This window comes from Ruegeria sp. G2, from assembly GCF_056533505.1.
This window is the reverse complement of record NZ_JBQFON010000007.1, coordinates 51881-71632: the sequence shown is the minus strand read 5'-3', so window position 1 is coordinate 71632 and position 19752 is coordinate 51881. Positions and strand designations below refer to the sequence as shown.

At 59.4% G+C, this 19752-nt stretch carries 25 protein-coding genes; 14 read left to right on the top strand and 11 right to left on the bottom strand.

The window, feature by feature from the left end; translation table 11 throughout:
* Positions 1–37 precede the first annotated feature (37 nt).
* The 6 genes from ACR0DU_RS13920 to ACR0DU_RS13895 all read right to left on the bottom strand — a co-directional run bounded on the left by ACR0DU_RS13920 (position 38) and on the right by ACR0DU_RS13895 (position 4156).
* On the bottom strand, positions 38–334 hold the full coding sequence (locus ACR0DU_RS13920; protein ID WP_170392662.1) for a chorismate mutase: 297 nt from the start codon (positions 332–334) through the stop codon (positions 38–40).
* Positions 331–870, bottom strand: a complete 540-nt coding sequence (locus tag ACR0DU_RS13915) for a GNAT family N-acetyltransferase (RefSeq protein ID WP_480875378.1) — start codon at positions 868–870, stop codon at positions 331–333. The genes ACR0DU_RS13920 and ACR0DU_RS13915 overlap by 4 nt, the downstream gene beginning before the upstream one ends.
* Positions 867–1418 carry a GNAT family N-acetyltransferase gene (locus tag ACR0DU_RS13910; protein ID WP_480875375.1) on the bottom strand — a complete coding sequence of 184 codons (552 nt, stop codon included), beginning with the start codon at positions 1416–1418 and terminating at the stop codon, positions 867–869. The genes ACR0DU_RS13915 and ACR0DU_RS13910 overlap by 4 nt, the downstream gene beginning before the upstream one ends.
* Positions 1415–1927: a GNAT family N-acetyltransferase gene (locus ACR0DU_RS13905; protein ID WP_480875373.1), complete on the bottom strand. Its 513-nt coding sequence runs from the start codon at positions 1925–1927 to the stop codon at positions 1415–1417. Before ACR0DU_RS13905 ends, ACR0DU_RS13910 begins: the two co-directional genes overlap by 4 nt.
* Positions 1928–1968: 41 nt before the next feature.
* Positions 1969–3477 (bottom strand): signal recognition particle protein, encoded by a 1509-nt coding sequence (gene ffh / locus ACR0DU_RS13900; RefSeq protein ID WP_480875371.1) that lies wholly within the window; start codon positions 3475–3477, stop codon positions 1969–1971.
* Positions 3478–3637: 160 nt separating this feature from the next.
* The gene (locus ACR0DU_RS13895) at positions 3638–4156 is read right to left on the bottom strand and encodes a hypothetical protein (protein WP_480875368.1); all 519 of its coding nucleotides are present in this window, start codon (positions 4154–4156) and stop codon (positions 3638–3640) included.
* Between the two features lie 89 nt (positions 4157–4245).
* Between ACR0DU_RS13895 and ACR0DU_RS13890 the strand changes: the two genes are divergently transcribed.
* Positions 4246–4776, top strand: coding sequence for a prolyl-tRNA synthetase associated domain-containing protein (locus ACR0DU_RS13890; RefSeq protein ID WP_480875367.1), 531 nt, complete (start codon positions 4246–4248; stop codon positions 4774–4776).
* Here ACR0DU_RS13890 and ACR0DU_RS13885 read toward each other — a convergent pair whose 3' ends face one another.
* On the bottom strand, positions 4777–5517 hold the full coding sequence (locus ACR0DU_RS13885; RefSeq protein WP_480875365.1) for an aspartate/glutamate racemase family protein: 741 nt from the start codon (positions 5515–5517) through the stop codon (positions 4777–4779). It abuts the gene before it with no gap.
* 64 nt (positions 5518–5581) lie between these two features.
* Positions 5582–6163, bottom strand: a complete 582-nt coding sequence (locus tag ACR0DU_RS13880; RefSeq protein ID WP_480457301.1) for an FMN-dependent NADH-azoreductase — start codon at positions 6161–6163, stop codon at positions 5582–5584.
* Between the two features lie 119 nt (positions 6164–6282).
* Between ACR0DU_RS13880 and ACR0DU_RS13875 the strand changes: the two genes are divergently transcribed.
* The 4 genes from ACR0DU_RS13875 (at position 6283) to ACR0DU_RS13860 (ending at position 8915) form a co-directional block, all read left to right on the top strand.
* On the top strand, positions 6283–7161 hold the full coding sequence (locus ACR0DU_RS13875) for a LysR family transcriptional regulator (protein ID WP_480875362.1): 879 nt from the start codon (positions 6283–6285) through the stop codon (positions 7159–7161).
* Complete coding sequence (locus tag ACR0DU_RS13870; RefSeq protein WP_480875361.1) at positions 7158–8069, top strand: DMT family transporter; 912 nt, start codon at positions 7158–7160, stop codon at positions 8067–8069. Before ACR0DU_RS13875 ends, ACR0DU_RS13870 begins: the two co-directional genes overlap by 4 nt.
* A gap of 69 nt (positions 8070–8138) precedes the next feature.
* Entirely contained in the window at positions 8139–8417 is a 279-nt protein-coding gene (locus ACR0DU_RS13865) for a hypothetical protein (protein ID WP_170475771.1), read from the top strand.
* A gap of 84 nt (positions 8418–8501) precedes the next feature.
* On the top strand, positions 8502–8915 hold the full coding sequence (locus ACR0DU_RS13860; protein ID WP_260024633.1) for a universal stress protein: 414 nt from the start codon (positions 8502–8504) through the stop codon (positions 8913–8915).
* 3 nt (positions 8916–8918) lie between these two features.
* On the opposite strand, the gene ACR0DU_RS13855 is transcribed toward ACR0DU_RS13860, so the two are convergent.
* Positions 8919–9251, bottom strand: coding sequence for an ArsR/SmtB family transcription factor (locus tag ACR0DU_RS13855; RefSeq protein WP_010437612.1), 333 nt, complete (start codon positions 9249–9251; stop codon positions 8919–8921).
* An 81-nt stretch (positions 9252–9332) separates the two neighbouring features.
* Between ACR0DU_RS13855 and ACR0DU_RS13850 the strand changes: the two genes are divergently transcribed.
* From ACR0DU_RS13850 to ACR0DU_RS13825, 6 genes are all read left to right on the top strand, one after another.
* The gene (locus tag ACR0DU_RS13850) at positions 9333–10244 is read left to right on the top strand and encodes a DMT family transporter (RefSeq protein WP_170771061.1); all 912 of its coding nucleotides are present in this window, start codon (positions 9333–9335) and stop codon (positions 10242–10244) included.
* Positions 10245–10428: 184 nt separating this feature from the next.
* Positions 10429–10761: an AtpZ/AtpI family protein gene (locus ACR0DU_RS13845; protein WP_170543010.1), complete on the top strand. Its 333-nt coding sequence runs from the start codon at positions 10429–10431 to the stop codon at positions 10759–10761.
* A gap of 2 nt (positions 10762–10763) precedes the next feature.
* On the top strand, positions 10764–11522 hold the full coding sequence (locus tag ACR0DU_RS13840; RefSeq protein WP_010437618.1) for a F0F1 ATP synthase subunit A: 759 nt from the start codon (positions 10764–10766) through the stop codon (positions 11520–11522).
* A 48-nt stretch (positions 11523–11570) separates the two neighbouring features.
* Positions 11571–11795: a F0F1 ATP synthase subunit C gene (locus ACR0DU_RS13835; RefSeq protein WP_005981269.1), complete on the top strand. Its 225-nt coding sequence runs from the start codon at positions 11571–11573 to the stop codon at positions 11793–11795.
* A gap of 86 nt (positions 11796–11881) precedes the next feature.
* A complete protein-coding gene (locus tag ACR0DU_RS13830) occupies positions 11882–12433 on the top strand; it encodes a F0F1 ATP synthase subunit B' (protein ID WP_480875358.1) in 552 nt (183 codons plus the stop codon).
* A gap of 5 nt (positions 12434–12438) precedes the next feature.
* Positions 12439–12999 carry a F0F1 ATP synthase subunit B gene (locus ACR0DU_RS13825; protein WP_170475783.1) on the top strand — a complete coding sequence of 187 codons (561 nt, stop codon included), beginning with the start codon at positions 12439–12441 and terminating at the stop codon, positions 12997–12999.
* A gap of 62 nt (positions 13000–13061) precedes the next feature.
* On the opposite strand, the gene ACR0DU_RS13820 is transcribed toward ACR0DU_RS13825, so the two are convergent.
* Entirely contained in the window at positions 13062–13550 is a 489-nt protein-coding gene (locus ACR0DU_RS13820; protein ID WP_480875355.1) for a metal-dependent hydrolase, read from the bottom strand.
* Positions 13550–14320: an FCD domain-containing protein gene (locus ACR0DU_RS13815; RefSeq protein WP_170781058.1), complete on the bottom strand. Its 771-nt coding sequence runs from the start codon at positions 14318–14320 to the stop codon at positions 13550–13552. Before ACR0DU_RS13815 ends, ACR0DU_RS13820 begins: the two co-directional genes overlap by 1 nt.
* A 151-nt stretch (positions 14321–14471) precedes the next feature.
* Between ACR0DU_RS13815 and ACR0DU_RS13810 the strand changes: the two genes are divergently transcribed.
* The 3 genes from ACR0DU_RS13810 (at position 14472) to ACR0DU_RS13800 (ending at position 19702) form a co-directional block, all read left to right on the top strand.
* Positions 14472–15665, top strand: coding sequence for an aminotransferase-like domain-containing protein (locus ACR0DU_RS13810; RefSeq protein WP_480875354.1), 1194 nt, complete (start codon positions 14472–14474; stop codon positions 15663–15665).
* Between the two features lie 44 nt (positions 15666–15709).
* Positions 15710–16105 (top strand): hypothetical protein, encoded by a 396-nt coding sequence (locus ACR0DU_RS13805; RefSeq protein ID WP_170781062.1) that lies wholly within the window; start codon positions 15710–15712, stop codon positions 16103–16105.
* Positions 16106–16246: 141 nt separating this feature from the next.
* The gene (locus ACR0DU_RS13800; protein WP_480875351.1) at positions 16247–19702 is read left to right on the top strand and encodes a chromosome segregation SMC family protein; all 3456 of its coding nucleotides are present in this window, start codon (positions 16247–16249) and stop codon (positions 19700–19702) included.
* The last annotated feature ends 50 nt before the right edge of the window (positions 19703–19752 follow it).

Sequence of the window (19752 nt, the reverse complement as noted above, 5' to 3'; positions counted from 1 at the left end):
TATCTCCTTTGAATGGCGTATCCGGCGTAGGTGCCGGTTAGTTCTGATGTTTCTTGTGGTGTCGGATGACTTCCTGAATGATGAAATTCAGGAAAGCCTTGGCAAAATCGGGGTCCAGATCGGCCTCTTTCGCCAGGTCTTCTAACCGTGCGATCTGCGCAGCCTCGCGCGAAGGATCGGACGGGGGAAGGTCGTGTGCGGCCTTGAGCTTGCCCACAGCCTGCGTGTGCTTGAACCGCTCACCAAGCGTATAGACAAGGATCGCATCCAGCCGGTCGATGCTTTCGCGGTGATCCTTCAACAGCGCGGCAGCTTGTGTCACGGGGTTGTTCATTGGCCGGTCCTCTCGGTGGTCAAATCAATCTGCGGATGGCGCCAGATCTGGGCGTGCTTGCCCAAAAGCTCGGCTCTCTCAATTTCCAGCATTGCGCCCAGCCGTTCGGCTAAAGCGCGCGAGCGGTCATTGGCATGGGCGATGTAGGAAATCACACCGTTCAGGCCTTGATGCCGGGCGGCGTAGTCGCGTGCAGCGGCTGCGGCCTCAAAGCCCAGACCTTTGCCTTCTGCCTCTGCCATCAGCGTCCAACCCAGCTCGGGCTCGGCCCAGCCGGGGACGTAGATCATGCCGGCCCAGCCGACAAATGCGCTGCTGGCCTTTTCGGTCAGATGCCATAGGCCATAACCACGAAGCGCCCAATGACCCAACCGGTTCGACAGAGAGCTCCAGCTTTCCAGCGCGTCCTTGGGACCACCGACCATATGACTGCGTTCGGTCGCGAAGAATTCGGACATCGCAGGCAGATCGTCCAGATGCGGCGCGCGCAGGATCAGTTGTTCGGTCTCGACGGTGGGGATGGTAAACGTGGTCATGCGTATGCCTCCACGCCGCCATTGACCAGATCACCTGGCGAAGGATGCCGCCAGATTTCCGAAGTACCATATTTAGGGTGCTCATAATGATATTCGAACTGTGCACCCATCCGCTTGGCCACGGCCTTGCTGGCGGTATTGTCCAGATCGATCAGAGAGATCGAGGTCGCCCACCCTAGAACATCATAGGCATAGGATCGGGCAGTCAAAGCGGCCTCGGTCGCATATCCTTTGCCGGTGGCGTGGTTCAGCAGGGTCCAGCCGACCTCGGGCTCGGGCCAGCCTTCGGGGAACCACAGTCCAATACGGCCAACATAGGTACCGGTGTCTTTCTCATCGACGCTCCAATAGCCATAGCCGCGCACGGCCCAATGGCCCAGAAGCGAGGCGAACACCCGCCACACTTCATCCCGGCGCAAAGGTCCGCCGACGAACCGCGCGGCGTCGGTGGCAAAGAACGCCGTATCCGCGTCCAGGTCAGCCTCGGACGGTGCGCGCATGATTAGGCGCTCGGTTTCGAGCGTCGGGATCGGCAGAGCGAACTTCATGCCTGCACCTCACCGTACCGCCAGACATGCTGTGTTGGACCAATGGCGCTTTCGGCAACGGCGTCGCGAGTCGCACCCAGACGCTGCGCCAATGCGTTCGAACGTGTGTTGGACTGCGAAACATAGCTTACGAACCGGCCGGTCCCCAGCAGATCGAAGCCAAAATCGCGAACAGCGCTGCACGCTTCAGTCGCGTAACCTTGCATGCGGAACTTGCTTCCGAACATATAGCCAAGCTCGGGCTCGTGGTCGTCCCATTCGAGGCCCAGAATGACGAAGCCAATGACCTGATCGTCGTCCTTTAGCGAGACCGTGAACAGGCCATGCCCATGCAAAAGCCAGCCCGATGTGTAGTAGGAAAACTCAGTCCAGGCGTCCTGTTCGGTATCGCCAAAGCTGTCCTTGCAGATCGACGTCCATACCGGCAGGTCGTCCAGAGTAGGCGCGCGCAGAACCAGCCGCCGGGTCTGAATGACCGGCAGGGCTGCGCGATACTGCGCTGCTGCCATCTCCGCCTTTCCGGACGGGGGCTGGGTGCAGCGTGCTGACGTCACTTTTTCTTACCAAAACCACTTAGCCCCGGGGGCAGACCCATGCCGCCACCTAGTCCGGGCAAACCGCCGGGCATCTTGCCGCCCATCGCTTTGGCGGCCTGTTCCAGCGCCTTGGGGTCCATGCCCGCAGCCATTTCCTCAGGCGAGGGGCCGCCTTTGCCAAACATGCCTTTCATGGCCTGTTTCAGCATCTTGCCTTTGCCCATCTTGCCCATTTTCTTCATCATGTCCGACATCTGCCGGTGCATCTTGAGCAGTTTGTTGAGGTCGCTGACTTCCATCCCCGAACCCGCCGCGATGCGTTTCTTGCGGCTTGCCTGCAGCAGTTGCGGGTTCGCGCGTTCGCGTTTGGTCATGGATTGGATCATGGCGATCTGCTGGCGCAGGATCTTGTCATCCAGACCGGCCTGATCCAACTGCTTGGCCATCTTGTTCATGCCCGGCATCATGCCCATCATGCCCTGCATACCACCCATCTGGATCATCTGTTCCAGCTGCATTTTTAGGTCGTTCATGTTGAACTGACCTTTGACCATGCGCTTCATCATGCGCTCGGTCTGTTCCATCTCCATCGTTTCCTGGGCTTTTTCGACCAGGGCAACGATGTCGCCCATACCCAGAATACGTCCCGCGATCCGGTCCGGTTCGAATGTTTCGAGCGCGTCCATCTTCTCGCCCAGACCGACAAAGCGGATCGGCTTGCCGGTGACCGCGCGCATCGACAGCGCCGCACCACCGCGCCCGTCACCGTCCATCCGGGTCAGGACCACGCCCGAGATGCCGACCTTGGCGTCGAACTCTTCGGCTACCTCAACGGCGACCTGACCGGTCAGACCGTCAACCACCAGCAGGGTCTCGCGCGGGTCAACCGCGTTGCGGACCTGCTCGACCTCGTCCATCAGGACTTCGTCGATATGCAGACGGCCCGCGGTGTCGAGCATGTAGACGTCATAGCCGCCCAGCGTTGCCTGTTGCTTGGCACGCTTGGCAATATCGACGGGCTTTTGCCCCGGCACGATCGGCAGCGTATCGACGCCAACCTGCGTGCCCAGAACGGCCAACTGATCCATCGCAGCCGGGCGATAGACGTCCAGCGAGGCCATCAGGACCTTCTTGCCCTCTTTCTCTTTCAAGCGTTTCGCCAGCTTACCGGTGGTCGTCGTCTTACCCGAGCCTTGCAGGCCGACCATCAGGATCGGCGCGGGCGGGTTGTCGATCTTCAGCGCGCCGGGGTCTTCCTCGCCGCGCAGGGTATCTACCAGAGCGTCGTGCACGATCTTGACGACCTGCTGACCAGGGGTGATCGACTTGGTGACTGCCTGACCGGTCGCTTGCTCCTGTACTTTCTTGACGAATTCGCGGGCCACCGGCAGCGAAACGTCAGCCTCAAGCAGGGCAACGCGGACTTCGCGCAGGGCGGTTTTGACGTCTTCTTCGGACAGGGCGCCTTGTTTTGTCAGCCGATCAAAGACGCCGGAAAGGCGTTCGGATAGATTTTCAAACATGCCTTCGGCCTCCTTAGCCGGTTATCTGGTGGCACCACCTAATTAGGAGGCACCGGTTAAATGCACAATTGCCCCCACGGGCGAAACTCGCTGGTGGGGGGCGATCCCTGAACGACTCAAGGGACCGGAAGATCAAACGCTTCCGGATGTTGGCGGCGATTTAGGCCGATTGGCTGGCAGAGTCAACCTTGCGTGCCGGAAGCCAGTCATTGACCGCATCCACCAACCGATGCGCACCGCGCCCGCTGGAATAGGCCTCAACAATGGGATGGCGTCCGGCGCTCATGCCTTCATCCAGTATCAGGACAGGGCGATAAAGGGTCGATGTGCCATTGTCGCTACGTGAGGTCGTGCTTTCGGTTTCCGCGTGCGAAAGGTTTGAAAGAACGTGTTCCACTTGTTCGTACCCAAAGACCGACTGCCTGCGAATAGTGATGCTGTTCTTATCGCGGTCCAGAATGACCTGCGCACGCCGGACGAAAGCGCAGAAGGCGCCAAAGCCCATGCCTCCACCGAATAGTGCGAAGAAAATGCCGAAGAAGATACCCTCGCCGCCTTCACTGGCCATGAAGACGCCCGCGCCGACAAAGGCCAGAATGAAGAGAACCAGCGTGATGCCGATGAACCATGGGGTATTGGACAGGATCAACTGGTTCGGAGTGTTGCGAGTGACTTTCATGGCGGCACGCTAGCACCAAATACCGTGCCTGTCGTGGCTTGAATTTACCTGTCGGTTGAGCGATGAGCGCGTCATACGAGGAGGTTTCCATGGACGCATCATCCGCATTTCAGGATACATTACCGCTTAGCTCGGATGCGCTGTTGGCGCAGCTGGATGAATGGGGACTGAACTATCGGTTGCATACTCATATCCCACTGCGCACGGTCGAGGACGCCAAAGGGGTCGAGGGCCAGTTCATGGTGCCGGGCGAAAACACGCTGCGGCTTAAGAACCTGTATCTGCGCGACAAGAAAAAGCGGAACTATCTGGTGACGCTGGAACAGAGCCGCGAGATCGACCTTAAAGCGCTGGGCGCGGAACTGGGGATTGGTAACCTGTCCTTCGGCTCGGCGGATCGGTTGTTTCAGAATCTGGGCATTCGCCCCGGCGCGGTCAGCCCGCTGGCGATGATAAACGGGGTTGAGAACAACGTTAAATTCTTCATGGACGAAGCCGCACAACAGGCCGATGTCATCAACATGCACCCTTTGGTCAACGACCGAACCGTTGTTTTGTCGCGCGAAGATCTGATGGCGTTCTTTGATAAGATCGGGTGCGAGGTGACTTGGCTGCCTTGATCACCCCTCAAGCGCTTCGTTCAAAGCGGCAGCGACATGGGCGGCAGACGGGTTGATGAACAAGTGGCCATCCGCCTCGAACACCGGATCGTCCAGATGATCAGGGAAGGCCAGAGGCAACTCGGTACACGCCAGCAAGATTGCCGTTCCGGGTGCGGCATGCTTGTTGCAGAACGCCAGCAGGCGCGCATGTGCGGTGTCAGATGCGCCACCGTAGAAATCACTGTCGATCATCGCCTGCATCTCGGCGATTTCGGACTCGGGCAGACGGGCGTTTGCGGTGATGCTCTCGGCGGCTAGTCGGTCGGCGTAGTTACGGGCTTGCATGGTGACTGTCGTGCCAAGGACCAACGCTTTGGTCGCACCTGTCGAGGCGGTCGCGTCGGCGGTTGCGTCAAAAATGCTGAGAATGGGCATCGAGACGCCCTGTCGGATCGCATGAAGACGCGCATGGGGTGTGTTTGAGGCGATGATGCCGAAATCGCAACCTGCGTTTTGCAGTGTCATCAGGGCCTCTCGGAACACCGCGTCGAAGGCGGCCCAGCTTTCCTCGTCACCTGCCACGCCGCGCAAGGCGCGGGTTTTGGCTTGGGTGACAGATTCGATGGTCATTGGCGGGATCGGCAGTGGTGATCCGTGGCCGCGTTCAGCGAAATATCGACCCGCGCCTTCAGCAATCGCCCGGTAGTAGTCGACGGTTGAGGCCCAGCCAACACCGCCCAGTATTCCAATCTTCTTCATGTGAAACGCCCAGCCTGCTGATTTGCCTCGGCGCAGACTGGACGGTTCAGGGGGGTCAGGTCAATCAGGCCGCCAGTTCAGTGACAGCTTTCTGCGCATTGGACAGGGTTGTTTCGGGGTCCAGTGCCATGCGATCAGCGGCGATGACCTCCACATCATGGATGCCGATGAAGCCCAGAACATGGCGCGCATAGGTGGTGGCAAAGTCAATCTCGGACCCGACAGCGGTACCACCCGAGGCTACGGCGAGGATGGCGCGTTTGCCATCCAGCAGGCCTTTCGGACCTTCCTCGGAATAGGCGAATGTCAGACCCGCGCGGGCGACCAGATCAATCCAGGCTTTGAAGGCTGCCGGGACCGAGAAGTTGTAGATCGGCAGGCCGATGACGATGGTATCCGCCTTTTGCAGTTCCGACACCAGCTCGTCCGACAAGGACAGAACGTCCTGCTGGACAACGTCGCGCTGATCGGCGGGGGTGAAATTGGCAGCGATCCAGTCTTCGGTGATAAGGGGCAGGGGAGAGGCGAGATCGCGGCGGATAATACGCCCGGCGTTCAGGTGGCGAACCACGCGTTCGGACAGATCGCGGGTGGCTGAACCGGTGCGGCGGGCTGAGGCGTCGATGTGCAGGATGGTTTTGGTCATTTCGGAGGTCCTAAACTGTGGAATTAGCTTCTGCCGCCCCAATATGGCTGTTGCGAATGTGAACAAAACTCGGATATATCAACAAGCATTGTTAGAATTTGCACAGTGGAACGGATGCAATGGACAATTGGGATGAAGTAAGAACCGCCTATCAGGTGGCGCGCATGGGAACGGTCAGCGGCGCGGCGGATGTATTGGGCGTACACCACGCCACCGTGATCCGCCATATCGACGCGATCGAGGCACGGCTGGGCGTCAAATTGTTTCAGCGTCATGCGCGCGGCTATACCCCGACCGAAGCAGGTAAGGATCTGTTGCGTGTAGCGCAGGCGACCGAAGATCAGTTCAACCAGTTGGTTGGCCGCATGAAGGGGCGCGGAGATGATGTCTCGGGCGAACTGGTGGTGACCTCGCTGGCCTCGCTTGCGCCTTTGATCGTGCCGACCTTGAGCGAATTTCAGCAAACCCATCCGGGTCTGATTGTGCGCTATCTGACAGGCGACCGCCTGTTTCGACTGGAATATGGCGAAGCGCATGTGGCTATTCGCGCAGGGGCCGCGCCGGATCAGCCGGACAATGTGGTGCAGCCTTTCATTGCGCAAGAAGTCGGGCTGTTCGCGAGCAAAGGCTATATCGCGCGCCACGGTAAACCTTCGAGCGTCGAGGATTTCGCCAATCACCACTTCGTCGGCAATGATGACGAAAACAGCCGCGCGCCGTTTTCCCGCTGGCTGCGTGCCAATGCACCGGAACCGGCAATCACCTTCCGCTGCACCAACAATTTCTGCATGCGCGAGGCGGTTCTGGCCGGGGCTGGCATCGGCTTTATGGCCCGTTGGGAGGCCGCGCGCGATCCCGATCTGGTTGAGGTTATGGAGCCTCTACCCGAGTGGTCCGGCAAGCTGTGGCTGGTGACCCATGTGGATCTGCACCGGACGACCAAGGTGCAGGCGTTTCTGTCATTCCTGAAAGATCAATCCAAAGGCTGGCTGCCGTGACACCACAAGCACACGGCCATCTGGCCATGCTGACATTCTCGGCCTTGGTGGCGGGCAGCTTCTCGCTTGGCTCAATGGTGGCAAACGAGATCGCACCGTCGGCGATCACTGCAGCGCGCTTTGCCATTGCGGCAGTGGTGATCGGCATCGCCGCCCTTGCCACAACAGGCATATCGCGCAGCGCTGCCCAAGCGCCCTGGCGCTATCTGGTACTGGGCGGGTTGTTTGGGTCGTATTTCGTCTTGATGTTCTACGGCCTCAAAACCGCGCCACCCGTCAGTGCGGCTGCGGTATTTACCTTGACGCCGGTCATTTCGGCTCTGGCTGGCTGGGTGCTGCTGCGTCAGATCACTACCGCGCGCATGGCGCTGGCCCTGACCGTTGGCGCGGTCGGCGCGCTTTGGGTAATCTTCCGGGCTGATTGGCAGGCCTTTCAAACCTTCGAAATCGGAGGCGGAGAGATCATCTATTTCTGGGGATGCGCTGCCCACGCCGTCTATACCCCGATGGTGCGTCGCCTGAACCGGGGAGAGCCTGCGGTAGTGTTTACCTTCGGAACACTGGTGGCCGGGTGCCTTATCCTAACGCTGTGGGGCTGGTCCGATATCCGCGCGACCGATTGGGCGAACCTACCCAGGATTGTCTGGGTAACGCTGCTCTACATTTCGCTATTCGCGACGGCGGCCAGCTTTGTACTTGTTCAGTTTGCGGCGCTGCGTCTGCCTGCAGCCAAGGTCATGGCTTATACGTATCTGATTCCCAGCTGGGTCATCTTGTGGGAGATCGGGCTCGGGCGTCCTGCACCAACGGCCTTGGTATTGGTTGGGGCGGCTTTGACAGCCGTTGCGTTGCTGATGCTGCTGAAAGGAGAAGACACTTCTTCCAAACCTGTTCTGACACTGGATTGAATCTTGCCTTCTGAATCGGGTCTGGCAAGTTGGCCGGTACTAAGAGCTATTTGAGTGCGGAGTTTCGCTATGAAATCAACCCTCCTTGTTCCTGTGCTGTTTGCCTTGTCCGCTTGTGCAACCGGAGGAGCGAACGACGCCGCGCAGGCTGACCTGCAGGCAAGCTGCGAGGCTCTGGTAGGTGCTGAAACCGGGACCGGGCCAAGTGGTGTCAAAGCAATCTCGACGCAATCCGGACCGACTGGCTCGGTCACCAGTGTTTTCGTGGCAGGGGCAGAGGCGCCATGGCTTTGTCGGGCCGATGCGACCGGCGTCGTGACCGGGGTCGAATATAGCCGAGAAGGTTAGGCTAACGGCTCCCAGCACCTTTGAGGCAGGTCAAAGTGGTTATATGCGAATTTCTCTATGCTTTTTGGCGAGGAGGAAGATGAAATGTTCAAACATATTATGGTCCCAGTCGACCTGCACCTGCCACCCGAGGTCAAGAAGGCGACTGAAGTTGCAGCACAATTGGCCAGCTGGCAAGCCGCCAAAGTGACCGTCGTAAGTGTCACGGGCACTCAGCTCGGGGATGTTAATCTTTCGAAAGACGCAATTGAGCAAAAGCTGAAGGACTGTGCTAGTGAGATTGCAGAACAAAGCGGCGCTCCGGTTGCCACACGCAATATACACTCGGTCGATGTCGCTGCCGAAGTCGATGGCGATCTGACCCGCGCGGCAGAAGATATTGGTGCTGATCTGATTGTGGTCGGGACTCACGCCCCAAGGATCACAGACTATATCTTTTCCAGTCATGCTGGTTATTTGGCCAAACACGCCAGCATGTCAGTTTTTGTGGTGCGTTGAAACTCAGGCCTCGTCCGAGGGTAGTTCGACCTCGAGGAACCGCTCGAACGCATCCAGATTGACCGGTTCGAACTGTCCGAAACCCTGCATCCAGACCGACGCCGCACGCAGGGCGTCAGGCTCTAGCTTGCACCACTTAACCCGCCCTCGTTTTTCCTGAGAAATCAGCCCGGCCTTGGTCAGGATCACCAAGTGTTTCGAGATCGCAGCCAATGACATGTCGAACGGTTCAGCCACGTCGGTGACGGCCATATCGTCCTCCAGCAGCATCGCAAGGATGGTGCGGCGGGTTGGGTCGCCGAGGGCCGCAAAAACAGTGTCGAGGTCGTTGGACATGGCTCATTCCTAAAGCGCAAGAACCGGTTTGACAATTTTCGCTGCAACGACAAGGTGCCAGCAAACAAAAAAGGTTTGGGAATGGCACTGAAATACTGGTTAGTGATTTGCATACTTGGCATCGGCTGGGGCATGTCATTCATGTTCAATGCCATTCTGCTGCGCGAGCTTGGGCCACTGTCGGTATCGATGGGGAGGGTGGGTTTTGGTGCGTTGGGGTGCTGGGTCTATGTGTTGGGCGCCCGTTTGCAAGTCAATCTGACCTTCGGTCGTGCAGCCGGGTTGCTGGGATTTGGCGTGCTCAGCTATGCAGCTCCATTTGCCTTTTATGCCCTGGGTCAACAGCATATTGGCGCGGGTGTCGCAGGGATCGTGAATGCCACGACGCCTGCTTTTGCGGTTGTTGTATCGCATTTCTGGCCCGGAGGAGAGCGGGCGACGCTATTGAAATCCCTGGGCGTGGTCTGTGGTTTTGCGGGTATCGTAGTATTGTCGTTGCCGGTGCTAAACTCAGGCGCAAAATCCGAGTTCTGGGCAATTCTTCTCACCTTGTGCGCCCCTGTCTGCTATGCCTTTTCGGTCAACATCGCGCGCGCCTTCCGGGAAATGCCGCCGGTTGTTCTGGTCGCGCTGGCCCTGACGGGCGCGACACTGGCAATAGCTCCGCTAGCCTTGTGGCGCGAAGGCGTGCCCCATATCACCCGGATCGAAACCTGGGCTTCGCTGGCCATGATCGGCTTTGTACTGACCTCCGCAGCCTTTATCGCATTCTACTGGCTTCTTCCCAAAGTGGGACCAACGAATATATCGACGGTCACCCTGATCGCTCCGGTCTCTGCGCTGGTGCTGGGAACATGGGTGCTGAATGAGACGCTTCGGCCCGAGCACCTGTTGGGCATGGGGGCAATTCTTGTCGGGCTTTTGCTTATCGACGGGCGGATCGTCAGGCGCAGGCAGCGGGATGCAGTTGGAAAAGATCAACCGAAAGGTTGAATATGCAGAATTCGCCCAATTCGCCCGTTTGGCCTGTTTTAACGAATGGGATGATTTGAGTGAAGTCGTACTTCTAATATAAAAATCAAATTGTTAGAGGTATTTTGGGCGGACAGTTAACAGCGTTGACTCTGCGCCCTCAGCCCCTTAGCACCCTACCCAAGACTGTGCGAGGGAAACGCCCGTGACCGATGATGACCAAAAGCAGCGTATGGCGCAGCTGGAGGCCAAGATCGACGCGGCAAAAAAGGCCAAAGCGCCCAAGCCTCGCGCAGATGCTGACGTGTCCGGGGGTGAGCTTGCCTGGAGGATGGTCATCGAAATGGTATCCGGTCTGGGGATCGGATTTGGCATCGGATACGGGCTGGATAGCCTGCTCGGGACGATCCCGATCTTTCTGGTGCTATTTACATTGCTGGGCCTTGTCGCGGGCGTGAAGGTTATGCTCCGCAGCGCGAAAGAGGTTCAAGAGAAACAAACGGCTGCAAATGCGGCCGAAAAGGACGAGAGGGACTGAACGTGGCGACCGAGACCACCGCAGCAGAAGGCAGCAGCCTGGTATTCCACCCGATGGACCAGTTCATCGTCAAGCCGTTGTTCGGCGACGGTGCGGTTGGCATGTTCACGGTCACCAATGTGACACTGTGGCTGTTCTTTGCCGTATTGGCCGTGGTGGCTCTGTTGGTTCTGCCAACGTCCAAGCGCGCGATCGTCCCAAGCCGCATGCAGTCGATTGCAGAACTGGCCTATGGCTTCATCTACAAGATGCTTGAAGACATTTGCGGCAAGGAAGGCGTCAAGTTCTTCCCCTATGTCATGACCTTGTTCATGTTCATCGTAACCGCGAACTTCTTGGGCCTGATCCCGACCTCGTTCACCACCACATCGCATTTTGCAGTTACCATCCCGCTGGCTTTGGCCGTGTTCCTGACCGTGACCATTCTGGGTTTTGTCAAGAACGGTGCAGGGTTCCTGGGTCTGTTCTGGGTCTCCAGCGCGCCTTTGGCGCTGCGCCCGATCCTGGCGATCATCGAGCTGATTTCGTACTTTGTACGCCCCGTCAGCCACTCTATTCGTCTTGCTGGTAACGTCATGGCTGGCCACGCGGTTATCAAGGTTTTCGCAGGCTTCGCCGCGATTGCCGTGATCTCGCCCGTGTCGGTTCTTGCGATCACCGCAATGTATGGTCTTGAGGTCCTGGTGGCCTTCATTCAGGCCTACGTATTCACCATTCTGACCTGTGTTTATCTGAAAGATGCACTGCATCCGTCGCACTAAGGTCCGAACACCCAACATCGAAACTTCCAATTCGTAAGGAGACACATCATGGAAGGCGATCTCGCACACATCGGCGCAGGCCTGGCAGCAATCGGTTCCGGCGCAGCCGCAATCGGGGTGGGCAACGTTGCAGGCAACTTCCTGGCCGGCGCCCTGCGCAATCCTTCGGCAGCCGCATCGCAGACTGCAACCCTGTTCATCGGTATCGCGTTCGCAGAAGCCCTGGGGATCTTCGCATTCCTGGTCTCGCTGCTGCTGATGTTCGCCGTATAATCTGCGGAACCTGATCCTTACGCGCAGATGGGCCCAAGCCATAGCGGCCCATCTGTTGTAAAGACTACGTTCCGACGGAGGATATCATGGCGACAGAACCTATTGCCGAAGAAGTAGCCGGCTCGTGCGTCGACTCCTATGGCTCTGCCATCGGGATGCCGCAGCTCTGCTTCGATTGGTTCCCCAACCAGATTTTCTGGCTGGTCATTACGCTGGTCGTCATCTTTCTGGTCCTGTCCCGCGTGGCGCTGCCGCGCATCGCGGCAATCCTGGCGGAACGTCAGGGGACCATTACAAATGACCTGGCTGCGGCCGAAGATCTGAAAGCCAAGGCGGTCGAGGCCGAAGAGGCCTATAACAAGGCGCTGGCCGATGCCCGTTCTGAGGCACAGCGTATCGCAGCGGAAGCCCGCGCGGAAATCCAGTCTGGTCTGGATGATGCGATTGCCAAGGCGGACGCGGAAATCGCTGCAAAGGCGGCTGAATCGGAAAAGGCGATTGCCGAAATCCGTGCCGGTGCGCAGGAAAGCATTCAAGTGGTTGCCAAGGATACGGCGGCTGAACTGGTCACCGCACTGGGCGGCGAGGCGGATGCCAAAGCCATCAACGGTGCAGTAGACGCACAGACGAAAGGATAAGTGACATGCGGAACACTCTTGCCCTTATCCTGACCGTTGGTGCCGCCAGCCCTGCGCTGGCTGCAAGCGGACCGTTCTTTTCGCTTGGTAACACCGATTTTGTGGTCCTTCTGGGCTTCATCGTTTTCATCGCGGTCCTGTTCTACTTCAAGGTCCCCGGCATGATCGGTGGTGCATTGGACAAACGTGCCGAAGGCATCCAGTCCGAACTGGACGAAGCACGTGCCCTGCATGAAGAAGCGCGTAGCCTGCTAGCCTCGTATGAGCGCAAGCAACGCGAGGTGCAGACACAGGCCGACGCCATCGTCGAAGCGGCGAAGCAGGACGCGGCATTGGCCGCTGAGCAAGCCAAGGTCGATTTGGAGAAATCCATTGCACGCCGTCTAGCGGCTGCACAGGATCAGATCGCATCGGCTGAGGCCTCAGCAGTCAAGGAAGTTCGCGATCAGGCCGTCACCGTTGCGGTTTCCGCAGCGAAAGCCGTTCTAGCCAAGCAAATGACCGCCACGCAGGCGAACAAGCTGATCGACGCATCCATCGCGGATGTCGGTGAAAAGCTCCACTGATCGCCCGGATTATATGAATTGAAAAACCCGAGGGCCGCGTAGCGCTCGGGTTTTTTTTGTTGCTAGGGACTGCGCTTTGATCTGCGCCAGGTCACGACAAAAACAATTAGAGCGATCACGGTAATCAGGATCTCAACCTTGAAAGTCCAATGGTTGAGAAAAGACAATATCCAATGAGAGTGTGTCGCTTGCACTACGACCAGCGGATGCGTTGCGTCGGAGAACGGCCAGAACCACGCAACCTCACCCGTGATCGAATCCAATAACATGTGAACTAACCCGCCCGCGCCCAGGAAGGTCAGAAAGGTTCCGATTTGTAGACGCCATTGCCGGATCAGGAGACCTAAAAGCAGAATGCTCGCCCAGATGATTGGTTGGTGCGTCAGGTAGGAATGATGATGGTGCCCGCGATCATCGATAAGATAAAACCAGAATATGTCTATATCTGGCGCCACGGCTCCGATCATCGCAGCTGTAAATGCAAGCTTGCCCAGGTTCGGCGCAGTCGTTCGGAAGATCAAGTAGGCGCCCGGTAAATGTCCTATAAACATTAGATCTCGCCGGTCTCGTGCTTCAGTCGCTGCTGCGCGATTTCTTCATTGTGCAGGGCCTTCTGCTTATCGGCCATGCAACCTTTGACAAAATTCAGATGGTCCTCGACCGCACGGCGCGCTCCCTTTGGGTCGCGATCTTGTAGCGCTGTGTTGATGGCGCGGTGCTGATCCAGAATGGCATCGCGGGTGGTGCGCTGCTGGAACATGATCCGACGGTTGTAGAAGACGCCTTGTCGCAGCAGATCGAACATCGACCGCATCATGTGCAGCATCACCACGTTATGGCTGGCCTCGATGATGGCCATATGGAACTGGGCGTCCAGATGCGCCTCTTCTTCGGCAGCGTTACGCGCGTAGGCGGCTTCCATCTTGTCCAGTATGGTCTGCACCACTTTCAGATCGCTGTCCGATCCCATCCGCGCGGCGCGCTCGGCGGCCAGCCCCTCCATATCGCGCCGGAACGAGAGATAGTCGAACACCGCCTCGTCGTGATTGCCGAACAACCGGATCAAAGCGGGCGAGAAGGCCGAGCCCAGAACCTCGGCCACATAGATGCCTGACCCGGCCTTGGCGGTCAGCAATCCCTGATCCTGCAGATCAGCGATCGCCTCGCGCAGCGAGGGGCGCGACACGCCCATCCGCTCGGCCAGTTCCCTTTCCGAGGGTAGGCGTTCGCCGGGGCGCAGGATGCCGCGCAAGATCAACAACTCAATCTGGCGCACCACGGCCAGAGATAGTTTTTCGGTCTGAACTTTTTGAAAAGGCATCCGGCTAACATCTGAAATTGGTCAACTCACTTGACCACGATTGCGAGGCGCGTTCAAGCCGCTCACAGAGGTTGAAACATTGGGTCAGTATTATTGACATAAGAGGTGCATTGCCTAGTCTGCGACCTAAGGGCGGAGGAGGCCCGCAACGATGGATCAGCTCTACGCCACCCGCGCATCCCGAATGAAAGCATCCGAAATCCGCGAATTGCTGAAGCTTCTGGGCGAGCCCGGTATCATTTCGTTCGCAGGTGGTATCCCTGACCCGAACCTGTTCCCGGCTGAGGCCTTTGCCGAGGCGTTCCAGAACGCGCTAGGCCCGGATCAACAGGCTCAGGCCTTGCAATACTCTGTCAGCGAGGGCTATGCGCCCTTGCGCCATTGGCTGGTTGGCTACATGCGCGGGATAGTTGTGGAGTGCGACATCGACAACATCCTGATCACCTCCGGTTCTCAGCAGGCGCTGGATTATCTGGGTAAGCTGTTTCTATCGCCGGGCGATACCGCGCTGGTCGGCTGGCCCACCTATCTGGGCGCGCTGAATGCCTTTCACGCTTATGAGCCGCGCTTCGATCAGCTCAGTGTCAACGGCAATCGTGGCGCGGCTGAGTACCGAGAAGCGGCGGATGGCAGTCCGATCAAGTTCGCTTATCTCTCCGCTGATTTCGCCAACCCGACGGGTGAGACCGTCGACCTGCGGGGCAGGGAAGCGCTGTTGGATCTGGCCGAGGAATTGGACTGTGCTGTGATCGAGGATGGGGCCTATCAGGCGCTGCGCTATGATGGCGACCCGATCCCCCCAATCATGGCGCTGGAACAGGCCCGCAAGGGATCAATCGAAAACTGCCGCACGATCTATTGTGGTAGTTTCTCGAAAACCCTGTCACCCGGTCTGCGTGTTGGCTGGGTGGTAGGTGCGAAACCTGTAATCTCGCAAATGGTGCTGCTCAAGCAGGCCGCAGACCTGCATTCCTCGACTATCAACCAGATGGCTGTGTATCAGGTGGCGCGGGATTGTTTCGAAAGCCACGTTCCGATGTTGCGCCGCACCTATGCCGCCCGCCGCGATGCGATGTTGGAGGCGTTGGCCCAGCATATGCCCGATGGTGTGGAGTGGACCCGGCCCGAGGGCGGCATGTTCATCTGGGTCACCTTGCCCAAAGGGGTGAACGGGGCTGACCTGCTGGCCCGGGCGCTTGAAACCGTCAAGTTGGCCTTTGTCCCGGGTCAGGCGTTCTACCCTGATGACACCGGGGCCAACACGATCCGGCTGAGCTTTTCCAATTCCGATGAGGATACGATCCGCGAAGGTATTCGCCGGTTGGGAGAGGTGCTGCGCGCCTGATCTGGGAAAGGATTCATTAACCATATTGCCGCAAGAACGGCGGTATGATCCGTCTGCTTGCCTTACTGCTGCTGGCTGCCTGTTCGGGCGGCACGCCTTATTTTCGCGAGTTGCCCGCGACGCGCATCTCGGTGAATGGCAGCGTGTTTGACGTCCGCGTCCGCAACGAACTGGCCGAAGCCGTCCGCATAAACCCGCAATACGCCCCGCGCCTTGGTCCAATCCGCGACCGCGCCGCGCTGGCGATGGCACAGGTCTCGGGCTGTCCGCTTCTGGACGTTCTGGGCGACGCGGCCGTAACTGTGGGCGTGCTGGGCTGCGACAAGGAACTGGGGGAAAAGCTGATTTTCGGAGCGCTCCTACGCCGCCCTTATGAATGCGTCGATTATGGCTATTACGAAGACTATGGATATCAGGTCTTCGAATGTTCGCCGTATTAAGATACGCGAAACCCTGCGTAGTCTTGCCAAGATATTGTGGATAACTCGGCCAATCATCCCATATCCTGCGCAATCACGTTGACACCTCCCCCATCCGTTGCGCAGACTTCCTAACCATAGGAATCACACCAAGAGCAGCCATTGCGCTTTAGCAAACTCAAACTGACCGGCTTCAAAAGCTTCGTGGACCCGACCGATCTGATCATCGCGGACGGGTTGACCGGAGTCGTCGGTCCCAATGGCTGTGGCAAATCCAACCTTCTGGAAGCGTTGCGCTGGGTGATGGGTGAAAACCGTCCCAAATCCATGCGCGGTGGCGCGATGGAGGATGTGATCTTTGCGGGCGCTGCCACTCGGCCTGCGCGTAACTTTGCCGAGGTGGTCCTGACGATGGACAACTCGGAACGTTTGGCGCCATCCGGCTTCAACGACAGCGACCAGTTGGAGATCGTCCGCCGCATCACCCGCGATGTGGGCAGTGCCTACAAGACCAACGGCAAGGACGTGCGCGCCCGCGACGTGCAGATGCTGTTCGCCGACGCTTCGACCGGTGCGCATTCGCCTGCGCTGGTGGGGCAGAACCGCATTGCTGAGTTGATCAACGCCAAGCCCCGCGCGCGCCGCCGCATTCTGGAAGAGGCTGCGGGCATCTCAGGCCTCTATCAACGCCGCCACGAGGCCGAACTGAAACTGAAAGGCACCGAGGCCAACCTGACCCGCGTGGATGACGTGCTGGAACAATTGGGCGGGCAGTTGGCGCAACTCGCCCGTCAGGCCCGTCAGGCTGCGCGTTATCGTGAGATCGGCGAGCTGTTGCGTCAGGCCGAAGGGATGCTGCTCTATCGCCGTTGGAAAGAGGCCGACATGGCCCGTCAGGCGGCCGAGGAAAAGCTACGCGACCGGATCACCGAAGCCTCCCGCGCCGAGGCATCCGCGCGCGAATCCGCTGCCAAACGCGCTGAGATCGAGGAAACCCTGCCCCCCCTGCGCGAGGAAGAGGCCATCGCCGCCGCCGTCCTGCAACGTCAGCAAGTGCAGCGCGATCAGCTCTCGGATCAGGAAACCCGCGCGCGCCAGACGATCGAGACTCTGACCAACCGAATCCAGCAGTTGGGGAACGACATCGAACGCGAATCCGGCCTGAACCGGGATGCGGGTGAGATGATCGAACGGCTGGAATGGGAGGCCCGCGAGCTTGCCAAAGCCGCCGAGGGTTATGACGAGAAGGTCGCCGGAGCTGCGGAAATTGCCCGCGAAGCCGCTTTGGTTTTGCAAGATCGCGAAGATCGCCTGTCGCAGGAAACCGAAGACATGGCGCGCCTGGTGGCGCGACACCAATCGGCGCAGCGATTGGTTGAAGACAGCCGCAAGACACTGACCCGCTCCGAAGGCGAAGAGGAAAAGGCCCGGGCCGCCGTGGACGAGGCGCGCAATGCTCTGTCCCGCGCCAGCGAGGCGTTCGAGACCGCGCAGGAGGGCGAAGAAGAGGCCCGTGAAGCTGCTGAGTCCGCCGAAGAAGCTCTCGCCGCTGCCGATGAGCTGCGCAACGACACGCAGGCGCGTGAGGCAGAGGCCCGCGCCAAGCGCTCCGAGGCTGAAGGCGAACTGGGTGCGATCCGGGCCGAAACCACCGCACTGGCGAAACTGGTCGAACGCGACACGGCTGAAGGTGGGCAGGTGCTCGACCTGCTGCGCGTGGCTTCGGGATATGAAAAAGCGCTAGGGGCAGCACTGGCTGACGATCTGCGTGCTCCGTTGGTCGAAGGTGACGGGCCTTCAGGCTGGGTGCAGGTGGCGGGCTATGACAGCGATCAAACCTTGCCAGACGGAGCAGAGCCTCTGGCCTTGCATGTGTCCGGTCCCGACCGGCTCAGCCGCCGGATCGCGCAGATCGGTCTGGTCGATGCGGATCAGGGCGCACGGTTGCAGGCGTCGCTGAAACCTGGGCAACGGCTGGTCTCGCGCTCGGGCGATTTGTGGCGCTGGGACGGGTTCCGCGCTTGGGCCGAAGACGCGCCAAGCGCCGCCGCTCTGCGGCTGGAACAGCTGAACAAGCTGGAAGCGCTGAAACAGGAACTGACCCGCACCGAGGCGCAAGCCGATGGTGCCCGTGCCGCGCATGAGGCCCTGTCCCAGCAACTGGCGGACGTCACCGAAGCTGATCGTCGTGCCCGCGAAGCCCGCCGTGCCGCGGATCAGCGCATGGCGGAAACGGCGCGCATGCTCAGCCGGGCCGAGGCGGATCGCAATCTGGCACAGGGTAAGCTGGAAACTCTCACCCTTGCGGTTGACCGCCACAAGGAAGACGCCATGTCCGCCCGCGCCCAGCTGCGCGAAGCCGAAGCAGCGCTGACTGGTTTGGGCGACCTCGATAGCGCCCGCGCGCAGGTCGAGGACATCAAACAGACAGTCGAGGCGGCGCGGATCACCATGCTAACCCACCGCTCGTCCCATGACGAGTTGCGTCGTGAAGGTGAGGCTCGGACCCGGCGTTCGCAGGAGGTCACCAAGGACCTCAGCGGTTGGCGGCACCGGTTGGAAACGGCCGAGAAGCGGATTTCCGAACTGGCCGAGCGCAAGGAAAGCTCGGAAGAGGAGCTGTCCGAAGCAATGGCCGCCCCCGGCGAAATCGCTGAGGCGCGGGAAGAACTGAACGAGTTGATCGAAACTGCCGAGGCCCGCCGGGCCGAAGCCGCTGACAAGCTGGCGGAAGCCGAGACAGCGCAGCGCGAGGTGGTTCTTGCTGAGCGCGAAGCCGAACGTCTGGCCTCCGAAGCGCGCGAGACCCGTGCGGCGGCAGAGGCGCGTTGTGATGCGGCCAAGGAGAGCGTGGTCGCAGCGGCGGAGCGGATTGCCGAGGATCAGCAACTGACGCCCAACCAGTTGCTCAACCAACTGGACGTGAACCCCGACCAGATGCCCGCCGCCGACACGCTAGAGGCCGAGGTCAATCGCCACAAACGCCAGCGCGACGCCATGGGCGCGGTGAACCTGCGTGCCGAAGAGGATAGCAAGGAAGTTCAGGAAGAGTTCGACACGCTGAACGGTGAAAAGGCTGATCTGGAAGAGGCCATCAAAGCCCTGCGCAGCGGTATCGCCAGCCTCAACCGCGAAGGACGCGAACGCCTGCTGACCGCGTTTGAACAGGTGAACTCGAACTTCGCGATGCTGTTCAAGCACCTCTTCGGCGGCGGTGAGGCAAATCTGGTCATGGTTGAAAGCGACGACCCGCTGGATGCGGGCCTTGAGATCATGTGCCAACCGCCGGGCAAGAAGCTGTCGACCCTCAGCCTGCTGTCAGGTGGGGAACAGACCCTGACCGCAACCGCGCTGATCTTTGGCGTCTTCCTCGCCAATCCCGCGCCGATCTGTGTGCTCGACGAGGTCGACGCGCCGCTCGATGACGCCAACGTCACCCGCTTTTGCGACCTGCTGGACGAGATGTGCCGCCAGACCGATACGCGCTTCCTGATCATCACCCACCACGCGGTGACCATGGCGCGGATGGACCGGCTGTTCGGCGTGACGATGCAGGAACAGGGCGTCAGTCAGCTGGTCTCGGTCGATCTGAAAAAGGCCGAGCAGATGGTCGCCTGAACGATCACCGCAACGTTATGAGCCATCGCCCGCATATCAGGTTAGGCTGG

Coding starts and splice junctions, on each gene's coding strand:
- ffh (WP_480875371.1), bottom strand. CDS start 3,477: ATGTTTGAAAATCTATCCGAACGCCTTTCCGGCGTCTTTGATCGGCTG.
- ACR0DU_RS13850 (WP_170771061.1), top strand. CDS start 9,333: ATGGCACTGAAATACTGGTTAGTGATTTGCATACTTGGCATCGGCTGG.
- ACR0DU_RS13805 (WP_170781062.1), top strand. CDS start 15,710: ATGATCCGTCTGCTTGCCTTACTGCTGCTGGCTGCCTGTTCGGGCGGC.
- ACR0DU_RS13860 (WP_260024633.1), top strand. CDS start 8,502: ATGTTCAAACATATTATGGTCCCAGTCGACCTGCACCTGCCACCCGAG.
- ACR0DU_RS13885 (WP_480875365.1), bottom strand. CDS start 5,517: ATGAAGAAGATTGGAATACTGGGCGGTGTTGGCTGGGCCTCAACCGTC.
- ACR0DU_RS13910 (WP_480875375.1), bottom strand. CDS start 1,418: ATGAAGTTCGCTCTGCCGATCCCGACGCTCGAAACCGAGCGCCTAATC.
- ACR0DU_RS13890 (WP_480875367.1), top strand. CDS start 4,246: ATGGACGCATCATCCGCATTTCAGGATACATTACCGCTTAGCTCGGAT.
- ACR0DU_RS13820 (WP_480875355.1), bottom strand. CDS start 13,550: ATGTTTATAGGACATTTACCGGGCGCCTACTTGATCTTCCGAACGACT.
- ACR0DU_RS13905 (WP_480875373.1), bottom strand. CDS start 1,927: ATGGCAGCAGCGCAGTATCGCGCAGCCCTGCCGGTCATTCAGACCCGG.
- ACR0DU_RS13875 (WP_480875362.1), top strand. CDS start 6,283: ATGGACAATTGGGATGAAGTAAGAACCGCCTATCAGGTGGCGCGCATG.
- ACR0DU_RS13880 (WP_480457301.1), bottom strand. CDS start 6,163: ATGACCAAAACCATCCTGCACATCGACGCCTCAGCCCGCCGCACCGGT.
- ACR0DU_RS13810 (WP_480875354.1), top strand. CDS start 14,472: ATGGATCAGCTCTACGCCACCCGCGCATCCCGAATGAAAGCATCCGAA.
- ACR0DU_RS13825 (WP_170475783.1), top strand. CDS start 12,439: ATGCGGAACACTCTTGCCCTTATCCTGACCGTTGGTGCCGCCAGCCCT.
- ACR0DU_RS13835 (WP_005981269.1), top strand. CDS start 11,571: ATGGAAGGCGATCTCGCACACATCGGCGCAGGCCTGGCAGCAATCGGT.
- ACR0DU_RS13855 (WP_010437612.1), bottom strand. CDS start 9,251: ATGTCCAACGACCTCGACACTGTTTTTGCGGCCCTCGGCGACCCAACC.
- ACR0DU_RS13830 (WP_480875358.1), top strand. CDS start 11,882: ATGGCGACAGAACCTATTGCCGAAGAAGTAGCCGGCTCGTGCGTCGAC.
- ACR0DU_RS13815 (WP_170781058.1), bottom strand. CDS start 14,320: ATGCCTTTTCAAAAAGTTCAGACCGAAAAACTATCTCTGGCCGTGGTG.
- ACR0DU_RS13915 (WP_480875378.1), bottom strand. CDS start 870: ATGACCACGTTTACCATCCCCACCGTCGAGACCGAACAACTGATCCTG.
- ACR0DU_RS13920 (WP_170392662.1), bottom strand. CDS start 334: ATGAACAACCCCGTGACACAAGCTGCCGCGCTGTTGAAGGATCACCGC.
- ACR0DU_RS13895 (WP_480875368.1), bottom strand. CDS start 4,156: ATGAAAGTCACTCGCAACACTCCGAACCAGTTGATCCTGTCCAATACC.
- ACR0DU_RS13865 (WP_170475771.1), top strand. CDS start 8,139: ATGAAATCAACCCTCCTTGTTCCTGTGCTGTTTGCCTTGTCCGCTTGT.